This window comes from Campylobacter vicugnae (genome assembly GCF_002139875.1).
Taxonomy (GTDB): domain Bacteria; phylum Campylobacterota; class Campylobacteria; order Campylobacterales; family Campylobacteraceae; genus Campylobacter; species Campylobacter vicugnae.
Map to the genome: position 1 here is coordinate 819,589 of NZ_CP018793.1, position 22,609 is coordinate 842,197.

Annotated in this window: 25 protein-coding genes; 8 read left to right on the plus strand and 17 right to left on the minus strand. The window is 32.5% G+C overall.

Going from position 1 to position 22,609, the window contains the following annotated elements; genetic code table 11:
- The first annotated feature begins 1 nt into the window (after position 1).
- From purQ to CVIC12175_RS04320, 5 genes are read left to right on the plus strand one after another with little or no spacing between them, the layout of a single operon-like run.
- Complete coding sequence (purQ, locus tag CVIC12175_RS04300; protein ID WP_086302298.1) at positions 2 to 667, plus strand: phosphoribosylformylglycinamidine synthase subunit PurQ; 666 nt, start codon at positions 2 to 4, stop codon at positions 665 to 667.
- A complete protein-coding gene (locus CVIC12175_RS04305) occupies positions 661 to 1,815 on the plus strand; it encodes a hypothetical protein (RefSeq protein WP_086256636.1) in 1,155 nt (384 codons plus the stop codon). The genes purQ and CVIC12175_RS04305 overlap by 7 nt, the downstream gene beginning before the upstream one ends.
- Positions 1,799 to 2,488 (plus strand): lysophospholipid acyltransferase family protein, encoded by a 690-nt coding sequence (locus tag CVIC12175_RS04310; RefSeq protein WP_086256635.1) that lies wholly within the window; start codon positions 1,799 to 1,801, stop codon positions 2,486 to 2,488. Before CVIC12175_RS04305 ends, CVIC12175_RS04310 begins: the two co-directional genes overlap by 17 nt.
- 2 nt (positions 2,489 to 2,490) lie before the next feature.
- Entirely contained in the window at positions 2,491 to 3,099 is a 609-nt protein-coding gene (locus CVIC12175_RS04315) for a DedA family protein (protein WP_086256634.1), read from the plus strand.
- Positions 3,096 to 4,001, plus strand: a complete 906-nt coding sequence (locus CVIC12175_RS04320) for an AEC family transporter (RefSeq protein WP_086256147.1) — start codon at positions 3,096 to 3,098, stop codon at positions 3,999 to 4,001. Before CVIC12175_RS04315 ends, CVIC12175_RS04320 begins: the two co-directional genes overlap by 4 nt.
- On the opposite strand, the gene fliP is transcribed toward CVIC12175_RS04320, so the two are convergent.
- From fliP to CVIC12175_RS04370, 10 genes are all read right to left on the minus strand, one after another.
- Entirely contained in the window at positions 3,994 to 4,719 is a 726-nt protein-coding gene (fliP, locus tag CVIC12175_RS04325) for a flagellar type III secretion system pore protein FliP (protein ID WP_407932375.1), read from the minus strand. The two genes, CVIC12175_RS04320 and fliP, sit on opposite strands and share 8 nt — an antisense overlap.
- 102 nt (positions 4,720 to 4,821) lie before the next feature.
- Positions 4,822 to 5,526, minus strand: coding sequence for a carboxy-S-adenosyl-L-methionine synthase CmoA (gene cmoA / locus CVIC12175_RS04330; protein WP_086256146.1), 705 nt, complete (start codon positions 5,524 to 5,526; stop codon positions 4,822 to 4,824).
- Positions 5,523 to 6,416, minus strand: coding sequence for a bifunctional riboflavin kinase/FAD synthetase (locus CVIC12175_RS04335; RefSeq protein ID WP_086256633.1), 894 nt, complete (start codon positions 6,414 to 6,416; stop codon positions 5,523 to 5,525). The genes cmoA and CVIC12175_RS04335 overlap by 4 nt, the downstream gene beginning before the upstream one ends.
- Positions 6,385 to 7,086, minus strand: a complete 702-nt coding sequence (tlyA, locus tag CVIC12175_RS04340) for a 23S rRNA (cytidine-2'-O)-methyltransferase TlyA (RefSeq protein ID WP_086234527.1) — start codon at positions 7,084 to 7,086, stop codon at positions 6,385 to 6,387. Before tlyA ends, CVIC12175_RS04335 begins: the two co-directional genes overlap by 32 nt.
- Positions 7,076 to 9,022, minus strand: a complete 1,947-nt coding sequence (gene ligA, locus CVIC12175_RS04345) for an NAD-dependent DNA ligase LigA (RefSeq protein WP_086302292.1) — start codon at positions 9,020 to 9,022, stop codon at positions 7,076 to 7,078. Before ligA ends, tlyA begins: the two co-directional genes overlap by 11 nt.
- Positions 9,019 to 10,158: a dihydropteroate synthase gene (folP, locus tag CVIC12175_RS04350; RefSeq protein WP_086315882.1), complete on the minus strand. Its 1,140-nt coding sequence runs from the start codon at positions 10,156 to 10,158 to the stop codon at positions 9,019 to 9,021. The genes ligA and folP overlap by 4 nt, the downstream gene beginning before the upstream one ends.
- A complete protein-coding gene (locus CVIC12175_RS04355; protein ID WP_086254493.1) occupies positions 10,155 to 10,778 on the minus strand; it encodes a DNA polymerase III subunit delta' in 624 nt (207 codons plus the stop codon). Before CVIC12175_RS04355 ends, folP begins: the two co-directional genes overlap by 4 nt.
- A complete protein-coding gene (locus CVIC12175_RS04360; RefSeq protein WP_086257030.1) occupies positions 10,775 to 11,317 on the minus strand; it encodes a HobA family DNA replication regulator in 543 nt (180 codons plus the stop codon). Before CVIC12175_RS04360 ends, CVIC12175_RS04355 begins: the two co-directional genes overlap by 4 nt.
- On the minus strand, positions 11,314 to 12,531 hold the full coding sequence (locus CVIC12175_RS04365) for an aspartate kinase (RefSeq protein ID WP_086246399.1): 1,218 nt from the start codon (positions 12,529 to 12,531) through the stop codon (positions 11,314 to 11,316). The genes CVIC12175_RS04360 and CVIC12175_RS04365 overlap by 4 nt, the downstream gene beginning before the upstream one ends.
- Positions 12,531 to 13,001 carry an RNA pyrophosphohydrolase gene (locus tag CVIC12175_RS04370; protein WP_086246398.1) on the minus strand — a complete coding sequence of 157 codons (471 nt, stop codon included), beginning with the start codon at positions 12,999 to 13,001 and terminating at the stop codon, positions 12,531 to 12,533. The genes CVIC12175_RS04365 and CVIC12175_RS04370 overlap by 1 nt, the downstream gene beginning before the upstream one ends.
- Before the next feature lie 115 nt (positions 13,002 to 13,116).
- Here CVIC12175_RS04370 and hemW point away from each other — a divergent pair, with 115 nt between their 5' ends.
- A complete protein-coding gene (gene hemW, locus CVIC12175_RS04375) occupies positions 13,117 to 14,145 on the plus strand; it encodes a radical SAM family heme chaperone HemW (RefSeq protein ID WP_086257029.1) in 1,029 nt (342 codons plus the stop codon).
- 24 nt (positions 14,146 to 14,169) lie between these two features.
- On the opposite strand, the gene dnaK is transcribed toward hemW, so the two are convergent.
- From dnaK to CVIC12175_RS04390, 3 genes are read right to left on the minus strand one after another with little or no spacing between them, the layout of a single operon-like run.
- Positions 14,170 to 16,041, minus strand: coding sequence for a molecular chaperone DnaK (dnaK, locus tag CVIC12175_RS04380; RefSeq protein ID WP_086246396.1), 1,872 nt, complete (start codon positions 16,039 to 16,041; stop codon positions 14,170 to 14,172).
- 20 nt (positions 16,042 to 16,061) lie between these two features.
- Positions 16,062 to 16,586, minus strand: a complete 525-nt coding sequence (gene grpE / locus CVIC12175_RS04385; protein ID WP_086256139.1) for a nucleotide exchange factor GrpE — start codon at positions 16,584 to 16,586, stop codon at positions 16,062 to 16,064.
- Complete coding sequence (locus tag CVIC12175_RS04390; protein ID WP_086302286.1) at positions 16,583 to 17,371, minus strand: HrcA family transcriptional regulator; 789 nt, start codon at positions 17,369 to 17,371, stop codon at positions 16,583 to 16,585. The genes grpE and CVIC12175_RS04390 overlap by 4 nt, the downstream gene beginning before the upstream one ends.
- 244 nt (positions 17,372 to 17,615) lie before the next feature.
- On the opposite strand from CVIC12175_RS04390, the gene CVIC12175_RS08545 reads away from it, so the two are divergent.
- Positions 17,616 to 17,783 carry a hypothetical protein gene (locus CVIC12175_RS08545; protein ID WP_180380640.1) on the plus strand — a complete coding sequence of 56 codons (168 nt, stop codon included), beginning with the start codon at positions 17,616 to 17,618 and terminating at the stop codon, positions 17,781 to 17,783.
- On the opposite strand, the gene CVIC12175_RS04395 is transcribed toward CVIC12175_RS08545, so the two are convergent.
- Genes CVIC12175_RS04395 through CVIC12175_RS04410 form a run of 4 tightly spaced genes read right to left on the minus strand, consistent with a single transcriptional unit; the run spans position 17,772 to position 21,608 of the window.
- Positions 17,772 to 18,005 (minus strand): hypothetical protein, encoded by a 234-nt coding sequence (locus CVIC12175_RS04395; RefSeq protein WP_086246393.1) that lies wholly within the window; start codon positions 18,003 to 18,005, stop codon positions 17,772 to 17,774. The genes CVIC12175_RS08545 and CVIC12175_RS04395 overlap by 12 nt on opposite strands.
- Before the next feature lie 2 nt (positions 18,006 to 18,007).
- Positions 18,008 to 19,018 (minus strand): DHH family phosphoesterase, encoded by a 1,011-nt coding sequence (locus CVIC12175_RS04400; RefSeq protein WP_086302284.1) that lies wholly within the window; start codon positions 19,016 to 19,018, stop codon positions 18,008 to 18,010.
- 12 nt (positions 19,019 to 19,030) lie between these two features.
- Positions 19,031 to 21,202 carry a flagellar biosynthesis protein FlhA gene (gene flhA, locus CVIC12175_RS04405; RefSeq protein ID WP_180383849.1) on the minus strand — a complete coding sequence of 724 codons (2,172 nt, stop codon included), beginning with the start codon at positions 21,200 to 21,202 and terminating at the stop codon, positions 19,031 to 19,033.
- 1 nt (position 21,203) lies between these two features.
- The gene (locus CVIC12175_RS04410) at positions 21,204 to 21,608 is read right to left on the minus strand and encodes an RrF2 family transcriptional regulator (RefSeq protein WP_086246391.1); all 405 of its coding nucleotides are present in this window, start codon (positions 21,606 to 21,608) and stop codon (positions 21,204 to 21,206) included.
- Between the two features lie 106 nt (positions 21,609 to 21,714).
- On the opposite strand from CVIC12175_RS04410, the gene CVIC12175_RS04415 reads away from it, so the two are divergent.
- Entirely contained in the window at positions 21,715 to 22,563 is an 849-nt protein-coding gene (locus CVIC12175_RS04415; RefSeq protein WP_086315883.1) for an EamA family transporter, read from the plus strand.
- Positions 22,564 to 22,609 lie beyond the last annotated feature (46 nt).

Genomic DNA, 22,609 nt, shown 5'->3' on the forward strand with positions numbered 1-22,609 from the left:
AATGAGAGTAGCTATCATTAATTTCCCTGGTACAAACTGCGAAAGAGATACTAAATACGCTTTTGATTTACTAGGATTTGAATCAGAGATTATCTGGCATAAAGAGACTGAATTTAAAGCAGATTTAATAGTATTACCTGGCGGTTTTAGCTATGGTGATTATCTTAGAACTGCAGCTATTGCTAAGTTTAGCCCAGCTATGCAAACAGTAATAAATCACGCTAAAAACGGCGGATTACTACTTGGAATTTGTAATGGTTTTCAGATGCTTTTAGAGAGCGGACTGCTTCCTGGAGCGATGAGAAGAAACGAAAATATGAGCTTTATTAGCAAATTTAACCATTTAAAAGTAATATCTAATAACAATAAATTCTTATCAAATTTTAATAATTCTGATCTAATAGATATCCCATTAGCTCATGGTGAAGGCAACTATTATGCAGATAGTGATACAATTAAAAAATTATATGATGATGATTGTGTATTGCTAAAATATTGCGATAAAGATGGTAATGAAATTAGCGTAAATGGCTCAGTAGATAATATAGCTGGAATTTGCAATAAAAATAAAAATATATTTGGCTTAATGCCTCATCCTGAAAGAGCAGTAGAGAGCATTCTAGGTAGCACTGATGGAGCTAAAATGCTTAAAGGATTTCTTTGCTAAGGGCTATTTTTATACTAATTGCTATAATAAGTGTAGGCATTAGCCAGCCTGCACCTTTTGAATCTCGCATTACAAATGAACAGATACAAGGCATAGCAGATACTGATGAGATTATAGATATAGATCCATCTTTAATCTATCAAAATATCGATCCGGTTGAATTAAATTTATCTAGTCAAAGTAAGGATAAATCAATATATATCTATGAACCATTTAACTTGAATTTAACTGCTAAAACAGATAAAGTTTTAGATTTTGATATGAATCTTACTATGCGTTCAAACAATATAACATGGCTAAATCCAAAACCTCTATGGAGTAAAAAATCTGCTGGAGTATATGAGACAACCATATGGCTACTAGCTAGCAGCTCTCAATCTAGCATAGAATCCTTAACGCTTACATTAAATAGAAATGGTATGTTTTTTCAAAATAAAACTATAAAACCAGATCTTCCTTTAATAAAATCCATTGAATTAAAAGAGAATTTTGCCAATTTTGTCGGTGAAGATCTTAAAATAGAGATGATTAAAAGCTCTAAATTTAATGAATACTCAAACCTAACCACAATAGAATTAATAAGCAAAAATGGAAATTTAACTCTATTTAATATCCCAGGAGAGTTTCAAAAACAAGGCTTTGATAGCTTAAAAGGTGACTTTAAAAACCAAAATGGAATTTACTTTATAATTAGCGATAATAATATAACAGATATAAACTTTAGCTATTACAATCCTATTTATAACATATTTAATGATATAAATCTTACTATAAATGTTCAAGATAGTGACCTTAGCACACAAGTACCATTAAATCCTAAAGAGGGAGAATTTAAACTATATAAAGATCTTAGTATATACTTTGCAATTATCATATTTTTAGTTATTTTCATTTGGAAAAAGAGCTACTACTCATTAGTAATAGCTATAGCATTTATCGCTTATTCACTCTATGATAATAAGCCTTTTAGCGATGCTAAACTAAAAACTGATACCAAAGTAAGAATCCTTCCAACATCAAATTCAACTATATTTGCCATTACAACAAAAGAACAAGATGTAAAAATCATCACCAAAAAAGATAACTACACAAAGGTAATACTACAAAATCAAACAATAGGCTGGGTAGAAAATGAAAATATTAAATAAGATAAAAAACTGGCTATATGCTCTTGAGATAGTAATAACTGTTATTATTGTAGTTCTTATATTTTTTATCGCTCCATCTTCAAATCTATGGATAAGACGAAAATGGGCTAAAATGCAAAGGTTTTTAATAGGTTATAAAATAGATGTAATTGGTTCTCCAGACCCAAGAGCCAATATGATAATAGCAAATCATCAAAGTATGCTAGATATAATGGCTTTAGAAGATATCCATCCAGCTAATATCTGCTGGATTGCTAAAAAAGAGATTGAAGATTTACCATTTTTTGGCAATGTAATTCGCATACCAAAAATGATATCAATAGATCGCAAAGATCCAAGATCTCTACCAAAAATAGTAAAATTAGTTAAAGAAAGAGTATCTCAAGGCAGAGTAATAGCAATATTTCCAGAAGGAACTAGAGGCAATGGTGATAAGATCTTAAAATTTAAAAGCGGTGCAAATATTATTGCTAATAAGCTAAATTTAGTCGTTCAACCAGTACTTATAATTGGCTCAAGAAAAATTTTAGATAGCAAAAGCATTAGCATAAACCCAGGAATTCTAAAAGTTATATATATGGATATTGTAGATACTAGCAATGAAAATTGGCTAGATGATACAAGAGCTAAAATGCAAGAGTTGCTAGAAGATAATTTAACAAATATAGGTTAAAGATGTTAGAAAATATTGTAACTTATTTGGTTGATTTAGTAGCTGATTGGGGATATTTAGGGATATTTTTATTAATGGCTTTAGAGAGTAGCTTTTTTCCTTTTCCTAGCGAGGTAGTTATGATTCCAGCTGGTTATTTGGTTTATACTGGGCAGATGAATTTATATATGGCATTTGGTGCTGGAGCGTTTGGGAGTCTTGCTGGAGCGCTTTTTAACTACTATCTATGCTACTTTTTAGGTAGGCCATTTATAGCAAAATATGGCAAATATGTCGGTATCACAGATGAAAAAATGACTAAATTTGAGAGCTTTTTTAACCGTTATGGAGAAATTTCTACATTTAATTGCCGTTTAATTCCAGGTATTAGGCAATATATTAGCCTACCAGCCGGACTTGCAAAGATGAATATTTTTACTTTTAGTTTATATACTACACTTGGGGCTGGAATTTGGGTTGCAATTTTGCTAGCTATAGGTTACTATATTGGCGATCAAAAAGAGCTAATTAAAGAGTATTTAACACAAATTACCATCTATCTACTCTTAGTAGTAGGATTAATTACTGCTATTTACATATATCTACATAAAAGAAAGTCGCTTAAGAGATGATTGTATATCCACTATTTTCAATGTTTATATTGTTATTTAGTGGATATCTTGCTAAAAGAGTTAGGATTATCTCACCAAATAGTGCTATAGTATTTTTAGATTTTATACTTTGGTTTGCCTTACCTGCTTTAATATTTGATAAGGTCTATCATCTAAATATCGATACTACATTAATAAGTGTGATAATTACTGGATTTTTCTCATCATTTTTTGCTGCTTTTGTGGCTATTAGCGTTGGAATAATGCTTAAATTTACACGCCCTACTTTAGCTAGTATAGCCTTGCTTAGTCTATTTGGCAATACCTTATTTATCGGTATTCCTATTACTCAAGGACTTTATGGGCAAAGTGCAATAAATGATGTTATATTTTATGATCAAATTGTTACTGCTTTACCTATTAGCATACTAGGGCCATTAATACTTAGTTTTGGCGCACCTACAAGAGTATCAATTATCCAAAATAGTATAAAAATAATTAAATTCCCTCCATTTATAGCTCTTAGTTTGGCTCTTATTTTAAAAAATTTCAATCTTCCAGAAATTATTTTTGATCCTCTTAAAATGTTCTCAAATAGCGTTATACCAGTAGCACTTTTTGCTGTTGGAATGAAGCTTGGATTTAATAGCATCAAAAGCTCATATAAAAGCTGTTCTATAGTAATTGGAGCTAAGATGATATTGGCTCCAATTATATTTTTACTAATTGCTAAGGCTTTTGGTTTTGAGATAAATCAAAAATGGATCATAGGCCTAATAGAGGTTGCAACACCGCCAATGGTTTTAGCAAGTGCAATGATATTAAAGGCGAATTTAGATTCTAATTTAGCTATATCAGCAGTAGCTATTGGAATGATAGCACTATTTTTTACCATGCCAACGCTATATCTTATCGCTACTTAAAACTTGCTACGAGATTTCCTACTAAAAGATTCCATCCATCTACAAGAACAAAAATAAGCAACTTAAACGGCAAGGATATCATAACTGGGGGTAACATCATCATACCCATTGCCATTAATACAGAACTAACTACCATATCAATTACCAAAAATGGTAAGTATAGCAAAAATCCTATCTCAAATGCTGTTTTTAACTCACTAATAATAAATGCCGGTGCTGCTATTGTAAATGGTATATCATCTACCGTAGCTGGATTAGGCAAGTCGCGAATTCTATAAAATAAAGCTAAATCCTTCTCTCTAGTATTGCGTATCATAAATTCTTTAAAAGGCTTTGAACCTCTATCAAAAGCCTCTTGATAGCTAATTTGCTCATCTAAATATGGCTTTATACCTTGTTCATAACTTTGTTTAGCCACTGGTTCCATAATAAAAAATGTCAAAATTAAAGCCAAAGATATAAGCACATTAGTAGGTGGCATCTGCTGAGTACCCATAGCTTGACGTAAAAATGAAAACACTATAACTAAGCGTAAAAAGCTAGTCATAACAAAAATAAGCGACGGTGCAAGAGCAAGTAGAGTAAGAACTACAAGGACATTTAGGCTTGTTACTAGCTGTTGTGGTGTATCTGGTGCGCTAAGACTAAGATTCATCGTAGGTACAGTAACTGTATCAGCACCAAAACTAGAAGCAAATATCAAAAATAATAAACCCAAATATCTCAAAAAAGCCCCTTTAAATAATGATAATTCTACATTAAATTTGATTAAAGGCTAATAAAGCCAACTAAGCAAAAACTCAAAAATATATAATCTATACTACTTAAATGCTACAAATGAGGCAAAATTTGCCCATTTAAACAAGGTTTCTACATTACAAAATCCAGCATTTTTACATAGCTCCTTATTCTCATTTTCACTATATGGTATCAAAACATTTTCTAACGCTTGACGCTTTTGAGCTATCTCAAATTTAGAGTAACCTTGAGCTTCTTTATACTCTTGATATATATTAATCATCTCTAAATCTAGCTTTTTATCATCATATACTAGCTTTTCGCTAAATACAAATAAACCATCATATTCCAAACTAGCAAAAATTTTCTTTACAAAATCATCTCTTTTAATAGGTCTAATAAACTGTAATGTATAATTTAAAAGCACTGCATCAGCCTTGCCATAATCATATTCTAAAATATCAGCCTCTATAAGATTAAGCTTTGCACCATATCCATTGGCTCTATTTGTAGCTCTTTGTAACATAGCAGGACTACTATCTAAACCTACAAGTTCAAGATCAGGACGCAATCTATAAAGTTCTAAAAGCGTAGTAGCAGTAGAGCATCCAAGATCAACAACCTTAGCACCCTGCCCTAATCTTTTAGATAAAAATAAAACAATCAGCTCTTGAGTCTGTTTATAAAATGGCACCGATCTAGATACCATATCATCAAATACACTAGCTACACTTTCATCAAATTCAAACTGCTTGCTTATTACATTTTTAAAGACCTCATCTCTCACTTATAAACCCCTTCTAAATTTCTTGAGTGCAAGCTTATCTCATCTATGCTTAAATCACAGCTTTTAGCAACATTTTTAGCTATTATTATATCTTTTGCGATCTGCTTTTTAAGCTCATCAAGGCTATCAAATTTCTTATTATCCCTAATCCACTCTACAAAGCAAACCCTCACACTATTAGGCGTTATATCTATATCATTATCTAAGATATGATTTTCAATAGCAAACTTGCCATCAGTACTAAGCCTATATCCAACAAATGTTATAGAGCTATAAGTGTTTTCATCTATCTTTGTCCTTGTAGCATAAACTCCATCACAAGGTGCCAAATATGGAGTTATATCTAAATTTAAAGTAGCGTATAGATGCTCTTTGCCAATTCCTTGACCAGCTATCACCTTGCCAACTACACTATACTCACGACCCAATAGGCGATTAGCCCTATATATATCACCATCGCGTAAAAATCTTTTAATAGCTGAACTATGCACTCCAAGCCCATCAAAGCAAAACTCATCTACTACAACTACCTCACCGCTAAAAATATGACCCAAATCATGCTTATCCCAGGCTCTATCTTTGCCAAATTTAAAATCATAGCCAACTACAATCTTATTTAAATTTACAAAATCCCTCTTAAGCATATCTATAAACTCATCACCTCTAAGATCCAAAATATCCTTAAGTTCATAATAAAAACAAGGTACACCGCTATACTCTTGGCGTCTATCTCCTGGAGTTAAACAGGCTCTACCATTGCGTATTACAACCAAAGCACCACCATCGCCAAGCTTTTTAATTAACTCTTTATGCCCTTTGTGAATACCATCAAAACTTCCAATAGCTACAGATTTTACACTACTTTTTGAAATAGTAGAATAGTTCAATATTGCCTTCCTTGCCTTTTATTTTTGACTCACTTTTTTTAATTAACTTCCAACCTAAAGCATTACACTGAGTCTCAAAATTTATCATCGCTTTATTTATAGCTTTTTCATCTTTTACTACACCATTTTTGGTGCGTTTAGCATTTATTCCCACTTCAAACTGTGGCTTAAATAATAGTATAATATCATCAAGTGCAAGCCTATCAATATGCATAATAATATTTAACAACGAAATAAAGCTCACATCAGCAGTAATAAGATCAAATTTAAACTCACTTACAAAATCTCTAATATCTCTATTTTCTTGAATTATTACTCTGCTATCATCTCTTAAATTTGCACTAAGTTGCATAGTTCCTACATCAAGAGCTGTAACTTGCTTAATGCCATTTTCTAATAAAATTTGCACAAAGCCTCCTGTGCTTGAACCAATATCTAAAGCAATTTTATCTTTTAAATTTAGCTTAATCTCATCTAAAAATCCAGCCAATTTAAGTGCAGCTCTACTAACATAAATTTGAGATTTTACCTCTATGATTTGATCTTTATCAATCTCTTGACTGGCTTTTTTGATAATTTTTGAATCAGCCAATACTACGCCATTTTCTATAAGTCCAGCTGCTTGATTTCTACTAATATTTAAAGCCTTTGATACAGCTAAATCAGCTCTCATTTTTTAATCTTTCATACTCTATCTCATCTATTATTTTAATACCTAAAGATAAAGCCTTTTGATATTTACTTCCGCTTGATTCTCCGCTTAATACAAAATCACTTTTAGATGATACTGACCCGCTAACCTTTGCTCCAAAGCTCTCTAATTCAGCCTTAATCTCATCTCTAGGGCGAGAAAGAGTGCCAGTTATTACTACTGTTTTACCGCTAAATATATTTTGAGTAGTGTTTATTTCATCTATAATTGGAGTTATATACTCTAATAACTCTACTACTTTGATACGATTAACACGCATAAACTCCAAATAGCTAAGCGCCATCGCTTCGCCAAAACCATCTAAATTTAAAAGCTCATCCATACTAAGGTCTAGCCATTTACTAGGATAAACTGTAGCTATCTTTTTAGCTGCTACTTCACCAATATGTTCAATCCCAAGCGAAGTGATAAATCTATGAAGTGGTGGTTTTTGACTTGCTTTTATAGCATTTAGAGTATTTTCAATTTTTTTACTCTTAAAACCCTCTAATCCATCAAAACTAGAACTATCTAATCTATATATATCAATTATACTTGAGATTTTACCATTTTTATAAAGAAGCTCTATAATTGCATCACCAAGACCATCTATATTCATACACTTCTTAGAAGCAAAATATATGATAGAGCTTACAACTCTAGCCTTGCAGCTTAAATTTTGACACTTAATAAATGCCCCTTCATCTAAAAGCTCACTTCCACACTCAGGGCATTTGCATGGACGGCTTATCGCTACTTCTTGGCCATCTCTTCTGGCCTTATATACATCAGTAATCTTAGGTATTACATCGCCACTTCTAATCACGCAAACCATATCGCCTTTCATAAGACCTAGACGCTCAATCTCATCGAAGTTATGTAATGTAACATTTCTAACAAAAGCCCCATCAATCTCAACCCCATCAAGAACTCCAACAGGCGTGACTACACCTGTTCTACCAACTTGCAAGGCTACATCTATAAGCTTAGCTGATTTTTGAATAGCTGGAAATTTATAGGCTACCATAAATTTAGGAAATTTTACTGTAAATCCTAATTCATCGCATTTTGCCAAGCTATTAATACGAACTACCATGCCATCCATCATTATAGGCTTTTCATCTCTTAAAGATAAAAGCTCATCATAAGCTTGTCTAATCTCATCTATACTGCTACAAATCTTGCAAAAATCATCTCTTAAAAATCCTAAAGATCTAACAAAATCCATCATATCACTATGAGTATCAAATTTAAGATCATTTGCACCCACGCCCCATGGGTAAAATTTTAATTTTCTAGATTTTGTTATACTTGAGTCTAATTGTCTTAGGCTACCAGCAGCTGCATTTCTAGGATTAGCTAGTAAATTTTGGCCATCTTTAGCACGATTAGCATTAATCTTTTCAAAATCACTTTTAGTTATAACTACTTCGCCTCTAATTTCAATAAGACCGCTATATGGAATCTGTAAAGGCACAGAACTAATAACCCTAGCATTGCTAGTAACATCTTCACCAATGGATCCATCTCCGCGAGTAGCTGCACTTATTAAAACTCCATTTTCATAGGTTAAATTTAAGCTTGCACCATCAAATTTAGGCTCTACAAAAAATCTCTGTTCTCCCTTTTTTCCTCGCTCAATCCAAGCCAAAAGTTCATCATCGCTAAAAATATCTTCCATTGACCACATTCTAGCTTTGTGAGATAGCTTCGTAAATTGCTCTAAAATCTCACCACCAACTCGGTTAGTTGGTGAAAATACCGCCTTAAGATCTGGATTTAATCTCTCAAATTCAACTACCTTATGATATAAAGCATCATACTCATCATCACTTGCCATAGGTGTATCATCTGTGTAGTAGGCTCTAGCCCAATCATTTAGCTTATTTACTGCTTCTAAATACTCTTTTTGATTCATACTATCTCTAAATCCTTATATGCATTATGCAATTTTAACATCTGTATATGCTCTTTAGGGTCGTGTGTGCGAATGATACTAGCTCCATTTTCTATCGCTTTTTGATGTAGATACAAACTTCCAGCTAGACGTTCATCTACGCTACTTGGACTATAATAATCTATTATTGATTTTCTACTAGCTCCTACTAAAAGCGGATACCCAAAGGATAAAAAATGCTCTAAATGCTTAATAAGCGCCATATTATCACGAGCTGTTTTACCAAAACCTATACCTATATCAAGATAAATTTGCTTAGCTTTAGAGCTGTTTATCTCATCTAATTTTTGAGCAAAAAATCCACTAACTATCTCCAAAATATCGCTATTTTTAACATTGATTTGCATAGTTTTTGGATCTCCATTTTTATGCATTAGGCAATATTTTGCTCCATATTTTCCAGCTAAAAAAGCCAAATTTGGATCAGCACTTATATCATTTACAAAACTAAATCCACGATCTAAAGCATACTCTAAACAATTAACATCAAAACTATCAAGGCTAAACTCAACCTTATCATAAAGTTTGTTAGTATAAATTAAATCTACAACCGGAGAAACTCTTTGAAATTCTGCTTTAGCACCTATATACTCACTACCTGGCCTTGAGCTAACCATACCAATATCTATATAATCAACTCCTAAACTTATTAAATCCTCTATACGAGAGATTGCATTATCAATGCTAACTCTACTTGAAGGATTAAAGCTATCGTTATTGAAATTTAAAACTGCCATAATTTCACATTTTTTTGGCTTTTTAAATGAATTTGATAGAAATTTAGCTAAGCTTTTTAGTCCAAAATCTTGAAGTAACTCTTTTTTAGCTAAAGCTTGGATCTGTTTATCATTTGCTATTAATAAAGCATTTTCTAGCTTATCACCACTAAAAATAGCCTCATGAGAACTAACAAGCTCAGCACCGATACTAAGAGAGTCTTGCTTTAAGATATTTACTGCTACGGCCTTTATATCTTTTATTAAAATGAAATTTAAATTTGCTTTTTTTTGCATTATTTTAGCACCGCTTTTATGTGGAGCAATAAAGCGGCATATCTGTTCAAAATCGCTATCAATATTTAGTTTATACGCTCTCATCTTATCCTTTGCATTATTAGTAAAAGTAGCGGTAAAAGCACTGTTTGAGCTTTAGCATTTAGATCTGTTATCCTATATAATTTATTAAAATACAAATAATCTTCATGGTTAAATTTAACTCCATTTTTAACTGCATCTATTATGATGGATTTAAGCAAATTTAAAAGCTGAGTTTTGCTTAGTTTATCGCTCTTTTCAAGTGCTGATTGAGCAGATACATAATCATTAATATAAGCAAGATTAAGCCTAGCAAAATCAATCCCTGTTGGCTCGCTTTTAATTAACTTTACTCTATTATCAATACTTAAGCGTGAGCGAACTGTAGGCAAAAATATATTTTTAGCTGGTGCTACTAGAACAAATACTATATTTCTTGGTGGCTCTTCTAGGATTTTTAGTAGAGCATTTTGTGGATCAATTCCATATTTATTAGCCAAAATCAAAAGTACTTTTGGCTGATTTTCTGCAATATAGGCTTGAGATATTATCTCTTTGGCTCCATCTATCAATAAACTCTCATATTCAAAAATTTTTAAATATTCAGGTTTTAAAATAGAGGCATACTCGGATTTAATACTCTCAAAATCATCGCTAATAATAATCTTACTATCTAAACTCAAAGCTCAACCTGACCAAATAGCACTGCATCAATTGTGCGATCAAATAGCCTAAACATAGACAAAAGTTTAAAATCCAAATTCTCATCTGTAGAGCTAAGATAAAAGCTATTTTCAGCCTGTTCATCAAAGAGCCACATATAACTGCTAGCACGATTTTTAGCTATTGCACATAATTTTGAGCTACTCTTTCCGATATAAAAATATACAAATCCATTAGGAAAAGATATACTTAGCATATCATCAAGAAGACTTATTTCTTCTTTTGAATTTATATCATTTAATCTAGGATATAAAGATTTTAATGAGATAAATGGCAAAATCGGACGGTGTGAGCCTTTACGATTAATACTACGCAAAAGATAGCTCTCAAACCAATCTCTATCTTCATCGCATATTACAATAAATGGCGCTCCATCGATCAAATATCTAAGCCTAGATGCAAGTAGTGGCGCCCACTCTAGACGCCTCTCCTCCATCCAGCTAAGCTCCTTGCTTGAACTCCTAATAGCATCCAAGCTCCATTTTATAAGATCCATTATTTTTCTAACTCATAAGCTTTATGGAGTGCTCTTACGGCTAATTCGCCATATTTTGCTTCTACTATCATTGAGATTTTAATCTCACTTGTAGAGATCATTTGAATATTAATTCCCTCATTTGCAAGACTAGAAAACGCCATAGAAGCAATACCGCTATGACTTTTCATACCTACACCTACTACGCTTACCTTTACTACTTCGCTATCTATCTCTATTGATTTTGCACTACCATCATCAACTACATTTCTAGCAGCTTCCATCTCATTTTGCGGAACTGTAAATCCAAGGCTTGTAGTGCCATCTTCGTGACTTGTATTTTGAATAATCATATCTACATTAATATTTTTATCAGCTAATTTTTTAAAGATACCAGCTGCAACGCCTGGTTTATCCACAACACCTCTCATAGTTACTCTTGCTTGATTTTTATCTAATGCTATACCGCTTATTAATGCTTGTTCCATTCCTGGTTTTTCCATATCTGCTTCTCCTGTTATTAGTGTGCCTTCATTATTATTAAAACTACTTCTTGTAACTAAATTTACCTTTAATTTTTTAGCTAATTCTACGCTTCTATTTTGCAATACTTTTGCACCCATACTAGCTAGCTCTAGCATCTCATCATAGCTGATCTTATCAAGTTTTCTAGCTTTTGGCTCTATTCTTGGATCTGTGGTATATACTCCATCTACATCAGTATAAATCTCGCATAGATCAGCCTTTAAAGCTCCTGCTACTGCTACAGCACTTAAATCGCTTCCTCCGCGTCCTAAAGTTGTAGTATCTCCATCTTTAGTAGCACCTTGAAATCCAGCTACGATAACTATCTTGCCATCTTTTAGAGCCTCTTTCATCTTAGCTCCATCAATATCAATAATTCTAGCTTTAGTAAAGTCATTATTAGTAATAATTCCAGCCATATCTCCGCTAAACGATACAGCTTTATAGCCTTTTGAATTTAACGCAATTGATAATAGTGAGCTTGTAACTCTCTCGCCTGAGCTAAGTAGCATATCCATATCTGCACTTTGCGGTTGAACTCCAGCAAAATGCTCAGCATACTCTATTAGTTGATTTGTAACTCCACTCATAGCTGAAACTACAACTACAACATCATGGCCAGCATCTTTTGTAGCAATTACTCTTTTGGCTACCTCTTCTATTCTTTCTAAATTTCCAACACTAGTTCCGCCATATTTTTGAACAATTAGCATTATATAAACCCTTCATCTTTAAAGTATTTAAGCACCTTGGCATATGCGCCCTTTTTAAAGTGATTAACCTTGCTTAATACATCATTTACAGGCATAAAGCAGTAATCATCAAATTCAGGATGCTTTGTTGCAAGATCTATTTTAGCATTTGGCTTTAATCTAACTAAAAAATATCGCTGCCTTTGCCCATCATATGGAGCCATTTTCTTAGCGATATTCTCAGGAAAATCATACTCAAGCCATTTAGGATGCTCGCATAAGATCTCTACCTCGCTTGTACCTATCTCCTCTTCAAGCTCTCTAAAAAGAGCCTCTTTGGGTGATTCGCCTTCATCGATCCCGCCTTGTGGAAACTGCCAAGCCCCACTAATATCATGTCTTTGGGCGATGAATACTTTGCACTCTAAAGGATAAGATGGAGATAAAATAATCGCCGCTACATTTGGGCGATATCTCTTGCCTTTATCCATTTTCTAAGTCCTAAAAATTTGGTAAAAATCCTACCCTAAAAGCGTTTAAAGTTTAATAAATCAACTAAATTTAATAAACTATTTGCTAAATTTAGAATAAAATTTAGGAAATAAATTGCATATCTATATTCATATCCCATTTTGTGAATCAAAATGTCCATATTGTGCTTTTGGCTCACATAGTGATCAATTTTCTATAACTAAACAATATTTTAAAGCATTAACAAAAGAGATAAAAGCTACTAATTTTAATAAAAAAATCTCTACAATATTTATCGGTGGAGGTACGCCAAGTAGTGTAGATGCTAGATTTTATGATGAAATTTTTGAGTACTTAAGGCCAAATTTAAGCTATGATTGCGAGATTACAAGTGAGGCAAACCCAAATTCAGCTAATTTAAAATGGCTTGAACATATAAGAGCTCTTGGAGTAAATAGATTAAGTCTAGGAGCGCAAAGTTTTGATGAGAAAAAGCTCAAATTCTTAGGTAGAATTCATAACGCCAAAAGAGTTTTTAAAGCTGTAGAAGATGCCAAAATAGCTAAATTTGAAAATATAAATGTAGATATAATGTATGGCACAAAGCTTGATACAAAAGCCTTACTTTTAAACGAAGTAAAAGCACTAAATGAGTTAAAAATAACCCATATATCAGCCTATAGTTTAATGCTTGAAAGCGAGTTTAGTACTAAAATTTCATATCAAAAAGATAGTCCGATTTTAGCTCAATTTCTTATAAATTCACTCCAAGATATAGGATTTAAGCAGTATGAAATTTCAAATTTTGGCCAAATTTGCCAACACAATCTTAGCTACTGGCGTGGTGATGATTATTATGGATTTGGCGCATACGCAGTAGGTACAACTGGGCTAAAAAGATACAAAGGTGCTACAAATCTAAATAGCTATATTAATAATCCTTTTAAAAAAAGTATTGAAGAGTTAAGTTATGAGGATAAAATGGCTGAAAGAGTATTTTTAGGTCTTAGGAGTATCATTGGTGTTAGTTTAGATGATTTAACTCCAAATATGCTTCAAAAGGCTCAAATATTAATTAATGAAGGTAAATTAATAGCCAAAAATAATCGAATTTATAATCCAAATTTTTTATTATCTGATGAGATATATTTATACTTAAGCTAGCCTTTTTGGCTAGCTTAATGTGCTTTATTCTACCTCTGCATCGATAACATCATCATCTTTTTTCTTATCTTGTGCATTAGTAGCACCAGCTTGATTTTGATACATAGCCTCAGCTAGCTTGTGGCTTGCTTCGCTTAATGCTCTTACTTTTGTATCTATTTGATCTTTTGTAGCACTCTCATCTTTTAGCGTCTCTCTTAGATCATTTAGCGCTGCTTCTATCTTAGCTCTATCTTCACCAGATATCTTTTCACCAAGCTCATCAAGAGATTTTTGAGTTTGGTGCGCTAGGCTATCAGCTGCATTTCTAGCTTCTACTGCTTCTTTTCTTTTTCTATCTTCTTCTTTGTGTAGCTCAGCATCATTTACCATCTTATTAATCTCTTCTTCGCTTAAGCCGCTTGAACCTGAGATGGTGATATTTTGTGCTTTACCGCTAGCTTTATCCTTAGCAGATACAGTTAAAATACCATTTGCATCTATATCAAATGTAACCTCAATTTGTGGTACTCCTCTTGGTGCTGGCATAATACCTTCAAGATTAAAGTTACCAAGACTTTTATTATCACGGCTAAATTCACGCTCACCTTGTAAGACATTAATTGTAACTGCACTTTGATTATCTTCTGCAGTAGAGAATGTTTGAGATTTTTTAGTTGGAATTGTTGTACCTTTTTCAATCAATTTGCTCATAACTCCACCAAGTGTCTCTATACCTAAACTAAGAGGAGTAACATCTAGCAATAATACATCTTTTACATCACCTTTAATTACAGCACCTTGAATAGCAGCACCAATAGCTACAACTTCATCAGGATTTACTGATTTATTTAGATCTTTGTCAAATGCTTTTTTAACTTCATCTTGAACTAAAGGAACACGAGTTGAACCACCTACCATTACAATCTCTTTAATATCGCTTTTGCTTACGCCAGCATCTTTTACAACTTCATTAATTTTAGAGATTGTTTGAGATACTAAATCATCTATCATACTCTCAAATTTAGCTCTACTTATTGTTTTTGTAAGGTGTTTTGGACCTGTAGCATCAGCTGTAATAAATGGTAAATTTATTGTTGTCTCCATTGCGCTACTTAGCTCTTTTTTGGCATTTTCAGCAGCCTCTTTTAATCTTTGAAGAGCCATTACATCATTTTTAAGATCAATTCCACTCTCGCTTTTAAACTCACTTACTAAAAAGTCAATTAATCTATTATCAAAATCATCACCACCTAAAAAAGCATTACCACCAGTAGCTAAAACTTCAACAACATTATCTCCAGTCTCAAGAACTGTAACATCAAATGTACCACCACCTAGATCATACACTACAATCTTTTCAGCCTCTTTTTTATCTAAACCATATGCAAGTGCTGCAGCTGTAGGCTCATTAATAATACGTAAAACATTTAACCCAGCAATTGTACCAGCTTCTTTTGTAGCTTTTCTTTGACTGTCGTTAAAATATGCTGGAACAGTAATAACTGCATCAGTTACACTCTCGCCTAAAAATGCTTCAGCATCCTCTTTTAACTTAATTAAAACCTTAGCTGATATCTCTTGTGGAGTATATGTTTTACCAGCTATTTCAACTGCACACGCACCATTTCTATCTACTATATGGTATGGTAAGCGAGTTTTTGCCTCTTGGGCGTTCTTCTCGTTCATCATTAGACCCATAATTCTTTTAATAGAAAATATTGTTTTTTCCGGATTTGTTACTGCTTGACGCTTTGCAGTATCACCAACTAAAATTTCACCCTTGTCAGTAAAAGCAACAACACTTGGAGTTGTATTTTTACCCTCTTTATTTGGGATAACTTTGCTTTCGCCTCTTTCATATATGCTTACGCATGAATTTGTTGTTCCTAGGTCGATTCCTATTACTTTACTCATTTTTTATCCTTTTATTAAATTTATTTTGCGATTACTACCATACTTGGTCTTAAAACTCTATCATTATATGTATAGCCTTTTTGATATACCTGAGCTATTGAGCCACTTGGTAAATCAGCTGATTCTATATAATTAATAGCATTATGCACTTCTGGATTAAACTCACCATCTGTGCTAATCTCTTTTATTCCATATTTTTCAAAGCACTTTTTAAACTGCTCTATAGTTAAATTTATTCCATCTTTCATAGCTGCTATCTCATCACCGCCATCTATATTTGCTGCGATTTCTAAAGCATCAATAACAGGCAAAAGGTCCCTAGCAAATCCCTCATTTGCAAATTTTAAAGCATCTGCTTTTTCACGCTCTAAACGCTTTTTAATATTTTCAAAATCAGCCGTAGCTCTTATTAAATCCTCTTTAACTTTAGCTAATTGACTCTCTAGTTCACTCTCATTATTTTGCTCATTTTGTTCGCAAACTTGATCATTTTGTTCATTTGCAGCTTGATTTTCATCTAAATTTTCATTTATTTCTTGGCTCACGCCGCCTCCTTTAATATATTTAAAAACTTTTCATAATCACTATAAACACTACTAGCACAAAGCATCATAGCTGGTTTTCCTTCGTAGATTACATCAGCTTTTACGCCCATATAACCAGTAGGAAATAGCGGACTAAAGGCTAAATTTCCTTTAAAATTTGCTCCAAATGATGGGTCTAAAATCGCCTTTATATTATCATCTTTGCAAATCTCAAAAGCAATCTTTTCATTCTCTTGAAACAAAATCTCACTTCTTTTTAACGCCTTAATCTTTGCTCTTAGCTCACTTAATCCCACCTGCATAGAGATGTGATCTAACTCATCTAAACTAGTTCCTACTAGGTTATTTAAAAATTTTTCAACCTTTGAACTAAATTTAATAGATATACTTTGAATATCAAAATCAAGGATCAAAAAGCGATCTTTAAGATTTAAAACCTCTTTTAAAAATAGCTTTTGATTTCCAAAAATCATGCAATAAATACCATTTTCATAGACTAAAAAATTTAACAAATCGCTATTATTTATAGATATAGCTGAGCTAAATTCAAGCCTATTTTGCCAATAAATCTCCATTGCACTAGCTGTAGGAATTCTACCGCCGCTTATATGTAGCTGTGTGATAGCTCCTTCATCGCTAAGCTTTTTAAAATAGACTCTAATAGTAGATGCCGGAATAGACACATTCATTCTCATACCAAGTTCGCTTGATCCAATTGGCTCATTGGCTTCTAGATATGCGTGAATGATAGACTCTAATATTAAATCTCTTTTATCTACTTTCATTATTAGCACTCTTTATATTTAATTGCTAAATGGATTATACAACATTGAGCCAACCTTTGTCAAGTATTTTAAGCAAAAATATTAAAATTATTAAATTTATTTAGCAATTAGTATCTTTAACTGCTTATAACTTAGAAATATTATTTAAATAAAAGAAAAATATAAGTTATATGTAGAGCAAATTTTATTAATATTTAATATGCTCTAAAGTATAATTAGAATCTTAAGAATTAAAGGGGATAAATTGAGTAATTTAACAGCTAAAGAAAGAGATGATTTAGAACAGATATTTGCTCAGATTCAAATCGCTAAGTTTAGATTTAATATCTGGCACTACTATAAAATGCTAAATAAAAAAGGTCAATTAGCGATCAGATTACTAAGACATAAGAGCAAAAGGCTACTTAAATAGCTCTGGATAGCTCTTTTTCATATGGTCTATTACAGCGATAACCTCATCTACGCCACTTGCGTTACTATTTTCTAGCACATCATCTATAACCTCTATATATCTATCAAAAGCTTCATTTAATAGCTCTTTTTTAACACCAGAATAATACAACATACCTAAAGTTGCCAATTCAAGCTCATAGCTCATCTCTTCTAGAGTAATCTCATTTTCATAATTTTTCATTACTATTCTCCTGTTTTTTTATTAATTAAATTTACTACTTGTGCTTTTATTTCATCATAATTATAGCTATCACTAAATCCAGCAAAAAAACCTCCACTAGCATTCTTATGCCCTCCGCCATCGCAAAGCTCTTTTGCCATTAGGCTTACATCAAATTCGCCATTCGATCTAAAACTCATAGTTTTTTTGCTAGTCATATCTATAAAAAAATCAAATTCAGGATTAGCTACTAAAAAGTCGTTGCCAATTACACTAGCACTTCCTATATTATAAGTCAAAATCCCCTTACTGCCACGGTAGTTTATGCTAAATTTATCTTTATTGGCTCCAAGGCGTCTTACTAGATAGTTAGAGTTTAGATTGCTTAAAGTATCATCGTTTTTAAGATAAAAAAACTCTTTTTTAATCCCATGAAGTCTATTATCAAGCTCAATATGGGCATTATTAAGACTTAAAAACTCACAAAAGTTTCTCATTAAATAAAAGATATACTCTATATGCTCATCTTCAAACATTACCTTATTTATCTCTTTTGCTCCAGCAATTGCACCCATACACACTTTGCCAAGTTCAAAATTTGGATCATCTTTAAGCCAGATATCTACTGCATTTACAACATCACAATATGCACCCAATCTCTCATCAGCTCCAAACATCGCACTAAAAAAATCATAGCAAATCTTAGTAGCGCTTCTAGAGTTATCAAGATAGTACCAAGAAAACTCCTGAGCGCACTCAGCACCAGTTTGATGATGATCAAGCAAAATTAATTTAACATCTTTGCCTTTTAATTGCTCTTCATAGCTTTGGCATTGAGCTTTGGTTAAGTTTAGATCTGTTATTAAAATTACAGCCTTTTCATCTCCAATTTTAGATATTATGTGCGACATCTTTTTATCGATCTCTTTACCGTAGTTTGAGTTATAAAATTCAACATTTTTTAAATAAAAACTACTAACAAACTGACAAGAGTACCCATCTAAATCAGTATGACTAAGATGATAAATTTTCATTTTATTCCTTTATTAAAGTTCTGGTATCTCTATGGTACCAAGCGTTTCAAACTGCGTATTTGGCGCAATCTCAGCAAAGCTTAACACTGCTATATCAATTGAGAAATTTTGAACTATATTGGCTATAAATTTGCGAATACTTGGTTCAACACAAAGCACCATATCTCCTTGCTCGCTTATAGGTCTATTTTCTCTTTTTGCCCTTAAAGCACTTACAATAGCTGAAGTTTGAGCGACATTAATCATCATTGTGTATGCCCCATCTTTATAGCTTAAGCTTTCAATTAGCTTTTGTTGAGCTGGAGCATCTAAGATATAGAAGTTTAACTGACCATTTTCATCAGAATATATAGATGTTATTACCCTAGCTAGAGCTGCACGTACATGTTCGATAATCATATCTAAATTCTTACTAACTTCTGCTACATCGCTAATAGCTTCAAGAATACTTAACATATCTTTAATTGGTATATTATCTTTAAGAAGAGCTTTTAATACCTTTTGGATAACGCCTACTCCGACTACTTTTAGTGTATCTTCCACTACCACAGAGTATTCAGATTTTACCTTTTCAAGTATATTTTGAACCTCTTGTTTTGTTAGTAGCTCACTAGCATTTTGCTTAACCAACTCACTCATATGAGTAGAAATAACACTAGCTGCATCAGCAACTGTATAGCCACTTAATATAGCATCTTCTTTATAGTTTTGATCGATCCATAAAGCATCAAGCCCAAAGGCTGGATCTTTTACTGCAATTCCATCAATATCAGCACTAACATATCCGCTATCCATAGCTAAACATTTATCAGGATAGACTATACCCGAGCCAATTACGACACCTTTTAGCTTAAATTTATACTCATTTGGCCCAAGTAAAATATTATCTCTAAGCCTGATCTTTGGCATTAAAAATCCTAGCATTGTAGCCATATTTCGCCTCATAGCACGAATTCTCTCAACCAAATCCCCATCAGCAAGCTTTAAAAGTCCATAGCCTAAATCAAGCTCTAAAATTTCAATCTTTAATATATCATCAATTTTAGCTTGTTCTTCCATAGCGATCTCTTCTTCGCTTTTTTTAGGTATTTTGTTTGCAGATGCTGGAGCAGCTTTGCTTCCAGTTGGACTTTGCTGAGATGATTGCTTATCATTTTTAATAGCACTAAAATCTATTTTGCCATCTTCTATCTGTTTCATCACAAAACCAATTCCAATAAATAATAACCCCATAAATCCAAGCGATAAAGTAGGAAGTCCTGGAACTAAAGCAAATACAAAAAGAATAAAACCAACTATTAATAAGGTCTTATACTCACCAAGTAGTTGATTTACCACACCTTCAGCAAAATTATCTTCATCTTTACTAGCTCTTGTGATGATAATAGCTGTTGCAGTTGAAGTAATAAGTCCTGGAATTTGACTTACTAAGCCATCACCAATTGTAAGGATAGTATATGTAGATGCAGCATCTTTGATCGCCATATCATATTGAAATGCACCAATTAAAAATCCGCCAATAATATTAATAATAGTAATAATAATACCAGCTACAGCATCACCTTTTATAAATTTACTAGAACCATCCATTGCGCCATAAAAATTAGCTTCTGATATAATGTCTTGACGCCTTTGTTTGGCTGTTTGTTCATCTATTAATCCAGCATTTAAATCAGCATCAATTGCCATTTGCTTACCAGGCATTGCATCAAGTGTAAATCTAGCTTGAACCTCACTTACACGAGTTGAACCCTTAGTAACAACCATAAAATTTATAAGTACTAATATACAAAATACTATTATACCAATTACATAATTACCGCCGACAACAAACTTACCAAAACTAGCAATAATTTCACTTACCTCTTCAGGCCCATTGTGCCCCTCGCTTAATATCATTCTAGTTGTTGCTATATTAAGCGCTAATCTAAATAGAGTAACAATTAAAACAAGAGTAGGAAATGTACTAAGGTCTGTAGGCTTTGGTATATAAATAGATATTAATATTATAAGAACTGATATAGCTATAGATAAAGCCAAGAAAAAATCAAGTACAGCACTAGGTAGCGGTACTATAATAATAGCCAAAATAGCTACAATAACAAAAACTACAGTTAAACTCTTAGCTTTAATAATTGGCGCTAAAAATGGCGCCACCATGGTTAAAATATTGCGTTTTGCCAAATTATCTCTTCATAATATCAGCTAATGTTATCTGATCTAAAAACTCATCAATTCGCCCTTGCAAGTCATTAAACATAGGCCAAATTTTGCACCCATCTCCCTTGCTACTTGGACAATCGCACCTAGAACTTGCGCACTCAAACACATTAACTTTACGCTTTTCAGCACTCTCTAAAATATATTTGATACTCAAATTTGATGGCTTATCAGCTAAGACAAACCCACCATTTGCACCTTTAAAAGAGTTAAGTATCCCCTCTTTTGCTAAATTTTGCAAAATTTTTGCTAAAAAACTTTTTGAAATTCCAAGCTCTGATGATATAGTATCTACATCCTTTGGATGTTTTGCTTGTGATAATAAGATTAATGACAGCATAGCATATTCACTAGCTTTGGTAAATAACACCTCTACTCCTTAGAATTTTAAATTCGGATATTCTACTCAAAAATAGATTAATATTAACTTTTTTTGAAGTATACTACTGCCTAAATTTTAATATTTAGGATAAAAAATGGCTAATTTATGGATAGCGACTTTTATATGGGCGTTTTCTTTTCCGCTTATTGGTCACTATATTGCCGGAGTTGTAGATAGCTATTTTGCTGTGCTTTTTCGCTCTAGTGTGGCATTTTTAATCTTTTTACCATTTTTAAATTTGAGTTTAAATTTGAGTTTAAAACTTAAATTACTTGCCATTGGTGGCTTGCAAATTGGACTTATGAGTATATTTTATTATCACTCTTTTTTATATCTTAACGTTAGCGAGGTAGCACTTTTTACTATTTTTACACCATTTTATCTTAGCTTAATTTATGATTTAATATCTAAAAAATTTAAAAAACTATATCTAATTAGCATTGCTTTATGCATATTTGGTGCCTTTGTGATTAAATTTGAGAGCTGGAATTTTAACTCATTATATGGTTTTGTATTGGTACAAATGGCAAATATCTGCTTTGGTGCAGCACAAGCTCTTTATAAGATTACTTGCGAAAATATAGGTAGCTATAAAGGCTATTTTGGATATTTTTATTTAGGGGCAGTTTTAGTTTCTAGTTGTAGTTTTATTATTTTTGGAGATACTCAATTACTTCCAAAAGAGCCAAAAAGCTGGATAATTTTACTATATCTCGGAGCTATCTCTTCTGGACTTGGATATTATCTATGGAATAGCGGTGCAATTAGAGTTGATAGTGGCGTTTTGGCTATTATGAATAATGCTATAATCCCAATAGCAATTTTGGTAAATGCAATTTTTTGGGGTATAGATTTTGAGCCTATTAAAATGATAATTGGCGGATTTTTAATCATTTTAGCACTTTTATTACAGAATAAATTTAAGACAATGTATAATATTTAAACTGATTTTTAGTATAATACAAGATTTTTAAATTTAGGAATTTGAT

Coding starts and splice junctions, on each gene's coding strand:
- folP (WP_086315882.1), bottom strand. CDS start 10,158: ATGAGAGCGTATAAACTAAATATTGATAGCGATTTTGAACAGATATGC.
- tlyA (WP_086234527.1), bottom strand. CDS start 7,086: ATGAGAGCTGATTTAGCTGTATCAAAGGCTTTAAATATTAGTAGAAAT.
- CVIC12175_RS04390 (WP_086302286.1), bottom strand. CDS start 17,371: ATGAAAGTAGATAAAAGAGATTTAATATTAGAGTCTATCATTCACGCA.
- ligA (WP_086302292.1), bottom strand. CDS start 9,022: ATGAATCAAAAAGAGTATTTAGAAGCAGTAAATAAGCTAAATGATTGG.
- purQ (WP_086302298.1), top strand. CDS start 2: ATGAGAGTAGCTATCATTAATTTCCCTGGTACAAACTGCGAAAGAGAT.
- CVIC12175_RS04400 (WP_086302284.1), bottom strand. CDS start 19,018: ATGAAAATTTATCATCTTAGTCATACTGATTTAGATGGGTACTCTTGT.
- dnaK (WP_086246396.1), bottom strand. CDS start 16,041: ATGAGTAAAGTAATAGGAATCGACCTAGGAACAACAAATTCATGCGTA.
- CVIC12175_RS04365 (WP_086246399.1), bottom strand. CDS start 12,531: ATGCTAATTGTTCAAAAATATGGCGGAACTAGTGTTGGAAATTTAGAA.
- CVIC12175_RS04310 (WP_086256635.1), top strand. CDS start 1,799: ATGAAAATATTAAATAAGATAAAAAACTGGCTATATGCTCTTGAGATA.
- CVIC12175_RS04415 (WP_086315883.1), top strand. CDS start 21,715: ATGGCTAATTTATGGATAGCGACTTTTATATGGGCGTTTTCTTTTCCG.
- CVIC12175_RS04395 (WP_086246393.1), bottom strand. CDS start 18,005: ATGAAAAATTATGAAAATGAGATTACTCTAGAAGAGATGAGCTATGAG.
- CVIC12175_RS04320 (WP_086256147.1), top strand. CDS start 3,096: ATGATTGTATATCCACTATTTTCAATGTTTATATTGTTATTTAGTGGA.
- CVIC12175_RS04370 (WP_086246398.1), bottom strand. CDS start 13,001: ATGGATAAAGGCAAGAGATATCGCCCAAATGTAGCGGCGATTATTTTA.
- CVIC12175_RS04315 (WP_086256634.1), top strand. CDS start 2,491: ATGTTAGAAAATATTGTAACTTATTTGGTTGATTTAGTAGCTGATTGG.